Raw genomic sequence first — 5,713 nt, forward strand, 5'->3', positions numbered from 1 at the left:
CGCCGCTGCGGCCGGCGGCCCGGTCGAGGGCCCGCAGGTCCTCCCGGAGCCGGTCGGTGAGCGCGGTACGGGCGGTGGCCAGCCGCTGCGGCTCGGCCGGGCGGCCGGTGATCCGGGCGCTCTCGGCCCACAGTTCGGGCTGGTGCAGGGCGGCGACCAGCGAGCCGATGGTCCAGGCCCAGACCTGTTCGTCGGGTGTCTGCGAGGCGGCCGCGAGCCGGTAGCCGGCCAGGCCGAGGGCGTGCAGCAGCCGGGGGTTGGCCGGGTCCTTGAGCAGCAGGGCGCGGTAGCCCCGGTAGGCCTCCCGGTGGCGGCCCTCGGCGGCGTCCTGGTGGGCCTCGTGCTCGGCGAGCAGGATCAGCGTGCCCGCCGCCTGCGGGTGGCCGGGGGCGAGGGTGAGGGCCTGGCGCAGGTCGGCGGCCGCCCGTCCGGGCTGTTCGGCGGCGAGCGCGGCTCCGGCCCGTCGGACCAGTACGGCGGCCCGGGCGGCGCCCGCGTCCTCGGGCAGGTCGGTCAACGCCTCGTCGAGGCGGCCGAGTTCGGCGCGCAGCAGGGCGAGGTCGAGCCGGACGGGCGCGGCGGCGGGGCTGTCGCCGAGCGCGTCGGCCCAGGCGGCGAGGAGGGGTTCGGCCCGCTCGGGGGTGCCGGCCCGCAGGGCGCAGTCCAGGACGGCGCGCAGGGCGGGGCCGGTGCAGCGCACGCAGCGCGGGGCGGCCGTGCCGGCGGGGGTGTGCAGGTGGGCGGCGCAGGCCTCGCGGCCGCAGCCGCCGCAGGTGCCGGTGGCGGGGTGGTCGCAGGCGGCGCAGTCCCCGACGGGGTCCGCGGGGGCGGTGGTGGTGGCGTACAGGAAGTGCCCGTACCAGTCCAGTGCGGTGGCCCAGTTGCCGGCCCGCTCGGCGAGCAGGGCGCGCAGCCGGGCGAGCGCCGGGTCGCCGGCCGGGTCGGGGGTGAGCGGGCCGAGCAGGGCGATGGTCTGCACCGGGCGGCCCGCCAGCAGGGCGACGGCGGCCAGGTGGTAGCGGTCGCGGAGTCCGGTGGCGGGGTCGAGCAGGGCGGTGATCTGGTCGGCGGAGCCCTCGGCGAGGGCGAGGGCGGCGCGCAGCCGGGACTGCCGGTGGGTGAGGGCGCCGGGCAGGGTGTCGGCGAGGGCGAGGGCGGCGGCGGCCCGTCCGCGCGCTTCGGGGTGGTCGCGGCCGGTGACCAGCAGGTGGGCGGCCTCGCGCAGGGCGGCCTCGCGCAGGGCGGACCGGTAGCCGGGGGCGGCGGGCTGCTCGGCGGAGGCCCGCTGCCACAGTTCGCGGGCGGTGACCGGGTCGGTGGCGAGCCGGGTGCGGGCGAGCCGGTCGCGGGCCAGGGCCCGGCGGTCGCTCAGCTCGGGGTCGTCCAGCGACTCCCAGCGGGCGAGGGCGGCGGCCGGATCGTCGGTACGGGCGAGGGCCAGTCCGTGGTGGAAGGCGGCGACCCGGCTCCAGCGGGTGTCCGGTTCGGTGTCGGCCTCGGCGCGCAGGATCGGTTCGGCCTCGGCGGCCTGCCCGGCGGCGACCAGGGCGGCGCCGAGCCGGACCCGGGCGGGGCGCCAGTCGGGGGCCTGGCCGAGGCCGGCGCGGTAGTCGGCGGCGGCCTCGGCGTGCCGTTCGGCCCGTTCGTGGACCAGGGCGAGGCCGAACCGGGCCGGAGCGAAGGCGGGTTGGACGGTCAGGGCGGCGGTGAACTGTTCCTGGGCCCGGTCGTCGGCGCCGAGCAGCAGGGCGAGCCGGCCGAGGGCGTAGCGCGGCCGGGGGTCGGCCGGGGCCTCCGTGGCGGCGGCCGCGAGGTCGGCCCAGGCGGCTTCGGTGGCACCGAGCCGTTGGCGGGCCAGGCCGCGGAAGAGCAGGGTGTCGGTGCGCAGTTCGGGGCCGCGCCCCCACGGGGAGGGCTCGCCGGGGCCGCGGCGCAGCGCCTCGTCGAAGGCGGCGACGGCGGGTTCGTCGCGGTGCAGGGTGAACAGCTCGGCGCCCCAGCGGAACCAGAGTTCGCCGCTGCCGCCGGCGGTGGTGGCGGCGAGCAGGGGTTCGGCCTCGGCGGCCCGGCCGGTGGCGCGCAGCAGGGCGATCCGGGCGAGCACCGGCCAGTCCCGGCCGGGCAGGGCGGCGAGGGCGCTGGCGGTGGCGTGCTCGCGCTGGTCGGTGGCGCCCTCGCGGCACAGCCGCTGCAGCCAGTGCTGGGTCCGGGCGGCGGCCTCGGCCTCCTCGCCGGGTTCGGCGCCGGCGGCGGTGGCCTGGAGGAAGGCGAGCAGCGGTCCGAGGTCGCCGTCCGGGGCCTGGGTGCGTTCCTCGGCGAGGCGGCGCAGGCTCCACCGGGGCAGTTGCCGGGCCGGGTCGGTGAGCAGGGGGAAGGCCTCGCGGTGCAGGGCCAGGGTGGCCTGCTGGTCGCCGGTGGGGATGGTGGCCTCGGCCTGGCCGAGCAGGGCGAGGCCGCGCTGGAAGCGCAGTTCGTCCGGTGCGGCGGCGAGTTGGCGGGCCAGCCGGGCGTAGCGGCGGCGGGCCTGCGGGGCCTTGCCGGCGGCGAGCCGTTCGGCGGCCGCGGCGAGGGCCTTGGCGGCGCCGGCGGCGTCCGGGATGGTTCGCCTGCGTGTCAGTGCGACGGCGGCCGCACCCGCCAGTGCCATCGCGATCAGCAGCACCGCGATCAGCAGCATGCACCGTCCCCCTGTGCTCGATCGTCGTCCCACATCATGATCAACAGCCCACGTACGATCATGATTTGACGTTGTTTTGTGATGTTGCTCGGGCGCCCATCAGAATAGGCCCTCCTCCGGTCAGACGAACAGAAATGAGCACTATCCTGGGCAGCGGATCGGCAGGACATGACCGCGGATCAGCGGTCCATGGCCAGGCCAACAGCAGCGGTGAGAGGCATCGGGGGTCGCGTGTCCGAATCTCGTTGGGTGCCCGGGCTCCGCTTCGGGCCGGAGTTCGACCCCGAGCAGTACGAACTGCTGGAGTTCCACCACCGGGGCGGCGAGGCCGAGGTGTGGCGGGCGGTGCGCACCGGCCACAACGGGATCAGGGAACTGGTCGCCGCGAAGATCATGCTGGAGCGCGACCCCTCCGAGGTACGGCGCTGGCTCGGGCGCTGGGACGACGTCTCGCACAACGCCCACCGGCTCGGCGTCACCGACCTGGTCGTGCCCAGCTTCCTGCTCGGCCCCTCCCCGCACCGGCCCGGCGCGGTGCCCTCCGGTGGGCTGCTCGGCTACCAGATCTCGCCCTGGGTCGACGGAGTGCCGCTGCACACCTGGGCCCGCACCCAGCGCGGCGGCCCGGTGGCGGTGGCCGAGGTGCTGGGCCGGCTCTGCCGGATCGTCGACGAACTGCACCGCAAGCGCTGGGTGCACCGCGACATCTCCCCCGCCAACGTGCTGGTCGACGCCCAGGGCCAGGTCAAGCTGATCGACCTGACCTTCCTCGCCCCGCTCGACCACACCCTGACCGTCGCGGTCTTCACCCCCGGACACGTTCCACCGGAGGCCGAGCAGGTCGGCGGCTTCCCCACCACCGCCAAGGACCTCTTCGCGGTCGGCACCCTCGCCCGCACCCTGCTGCTGCCCGACCACGGACGGCTCGACCACCGGCTGGCCGCCGAGCAGGCGCGCGCCGAACTGCTGGCCGCCGGCTACGCCGAGGAACTGGCCCGCTGGGCCTGCGAACCGCTCGCCCGCGAGCCCGACCGCCGTCCCGCCCCGCTCGGGCCCTGGGCGGCCCGCGGCCGCGAACTCCTGCGCGCCCACCGCCCGGTGGCGCGCACCGCGGGCCTGGCCGTACTGCCCGACCGGGCCGGCCGGCCGCTGGTGGTCACCGGCGGCGCCGACGGCACCGCGCTGGCCGGCCCCGGCCGCACCGGCCACCGGCTGCCCGCAGGCCAGGGGCCGGGAGCCGTACGGGAGTTGGCGGCCGGCTGGGCCGGGCGCCAGGGCGAACTGGTGGTCTGCGCCGAGGACCGCACCGGCACCCTGTGGGTCGGCACCGCCGCCGGCTGGTGGGAGGCGGCGCGCGGGATCAGCGGGCTGGCCGGGGCGGTCGGCGCCGCCGGGGAGCTGACGGTGTGGACCGCGGCCGCCGGCGCCCTGCGCTCCTACCGCTGGGCCCCCGGGCTCACCCTCACCGGCCAGGAGCACCCCGGCTGCCCCGCCGACCGGGTCCTCGCCGCCGCGGAGGAACGGCCCGGCGCCTGGCTGGTCCTGATCGAGCACCGGGATCGGGTGCTCGGCTGGCGCCCCGGCTCCGGCGAACCGCCCGTCCCGCTCGGCCCGCCCGGCGCCCTGCGCGCCGGGGCGCTGGCCCGCACCTCGGCCGGACCGCAGGCCGCCACCCTGCGGGCGGACGGCTCGGCGCAGCTGCACACCCTCGGCGCGGCCGGCCCCGCGACCGAGATCGGCGACGGCGAGCCCTCCCTGGGCATCGCGATGGTCGGCCACCGCGGCGGGCCGACCGTCGCGCTCGCGGGCGCGGGCGGCGTACGGCTGCGGCTGCCTCCCGGCGGGGCGTCGCGGCGGCCGCGCTGGTGGCGGCCCACGCTGCGCCCGGCCACCCGGGTCGCGCTCGCCATGGGGGACGACTGGCGGCTCTGCCTGGCGGCGGTGGTGGAGGGCGAGTTGCAGGTGTGGCAGGAGGACGCGGCCTACCGCTGGCAGGCGGTGGAGCTGCCGGAGTCGCCGTAGCACCGGGCGGGTCGGCACGCGCCGAGGCCCCGGAACCGGGTGTGGTTCCGGGGCCTCGGCGCGGGAGGGGGCTCAGCGGAAGCGGCGCAGCCGGAGGCTGTTGCCGACCACGAAGACCGAGGAGAAGGCCATCGCGGCCCCCGCGATCATCGGGTTGAGCATCCCGGCCGCCGCGAGCGGCAGGGCGGCGACGTTGTAGCCGAAGGCCCAGAACAGGTTGCTCTTGATGGTGCCGAGGGTCTTGCGGGAGAGCCGGATGGCGTCGGCCGCCGAGCGCAGGTCGCCGCGGACCAGGGTGAGGTCGCTCGCCTCGATCGCGGCGTCCGTACCGGTGCCCATCGCCAGGCCGAGGTCGGCCTGGGCGAGCGCGGCCGCGTCGTTGACGCCGTCGCCGACCATCGCCACGACCTTGCCCTCGGCCTGGAGCCGCTTGACGGTGTCGACCTTGTCCTGCGGCATGACCTCGGCGATCACGTGCTCCGGCCGGATGCCGACCTCGGCCGCGACGGCCTCGGCGACCAGCCGGTTGTCGCCGGTCAGCAGCATCGGGGTCAGGCCCAGGGCGCGCAGCTCGGCGATGGCCTCGGCGCTGGTCGGCTTGACCGCGTCGGCGACCTCCAGCACCGCTCGGGCCTCGCCGTCCCAGCCGACCGCGATCGCGGTGCGGCCGGCCGCCTCGGCGGTGCGCTTGGCCTCGGCCAGCGCCTGCGGCAGGTACTGCGACCACTCGTTGAGCAGCGCCTCCCGGCCGGCCACCACCGCGTGGCCTTCCACCACGCCCTGGACGCCCAGGCCCGGCACGTTCTCGAAGCCCTCGACGGTGGGCAGTTCGCCGGCCCTGGCGGCGGCGGTGGCGATCGCCCGGGCGATCGGGTGCTCGGAGGCGTGCTCCAGGGCGCCGGCCAGGCGCAGTGCCTCGGCCTCGGTGGTGGTGCCGGTGGTGTGGACGGCGAGCAGGGTCATCTGGCCGGTGGTGACGGTGCCCGTCTTGTCCAGGACGATGGTGTCGACCTT

The 5,713-nt window shown here is 77.7% G+C and carries 2 protein-coding genes and 1 pseudogene; 1 reads left to right on the plus strand and 2 read right to left on the minus strand.

What is annotated here, in order from left to right:
• Nucleotides 1-2,677 (minus strand): annotated as a pseudogene (locus tag J0670_RS28050) (hypothetical protein); the annotation flags it as partial.
• A gap of 231 nt (nucleotides 2,678-2,908) precedes the next feature.
• On the opposite strand from J0670_RS28050, the gene J0670_RS28055 reads away from it, so the two are divergent.
• A complete protein-coding gene (locus tag J0670_RS28055; protein WP_207814491.1) occupies nucleotides 2,909-4,699 on the plus strand; it encodes a hypothetical protein in 1,791 nt (596 codons plus the stop codon).
• Between the two features lie 72 nt (nucleotides 4,700-4,771).
• Here the strand turns inward: J0670_RS28055 and J0670_RS28060 are convergent.
• Nucleotides 4,772-5,713, minus strand: a 942-nt coding sequence (locus J0670_RS28060; protein WP_207814492.1) for a cation-translocating P-type ATPase, incomplete at its 5' end; no start/stop codon positions are given.

The organism is Streptomyces sp. FH025 (genome assembly GCF_017427025.1).
Taxonomy (GTDB): Bacteria; Actinomycetota; Actinomycetes; order Streptomycetales; family Streptomycetaceae; genus Kitasatospora.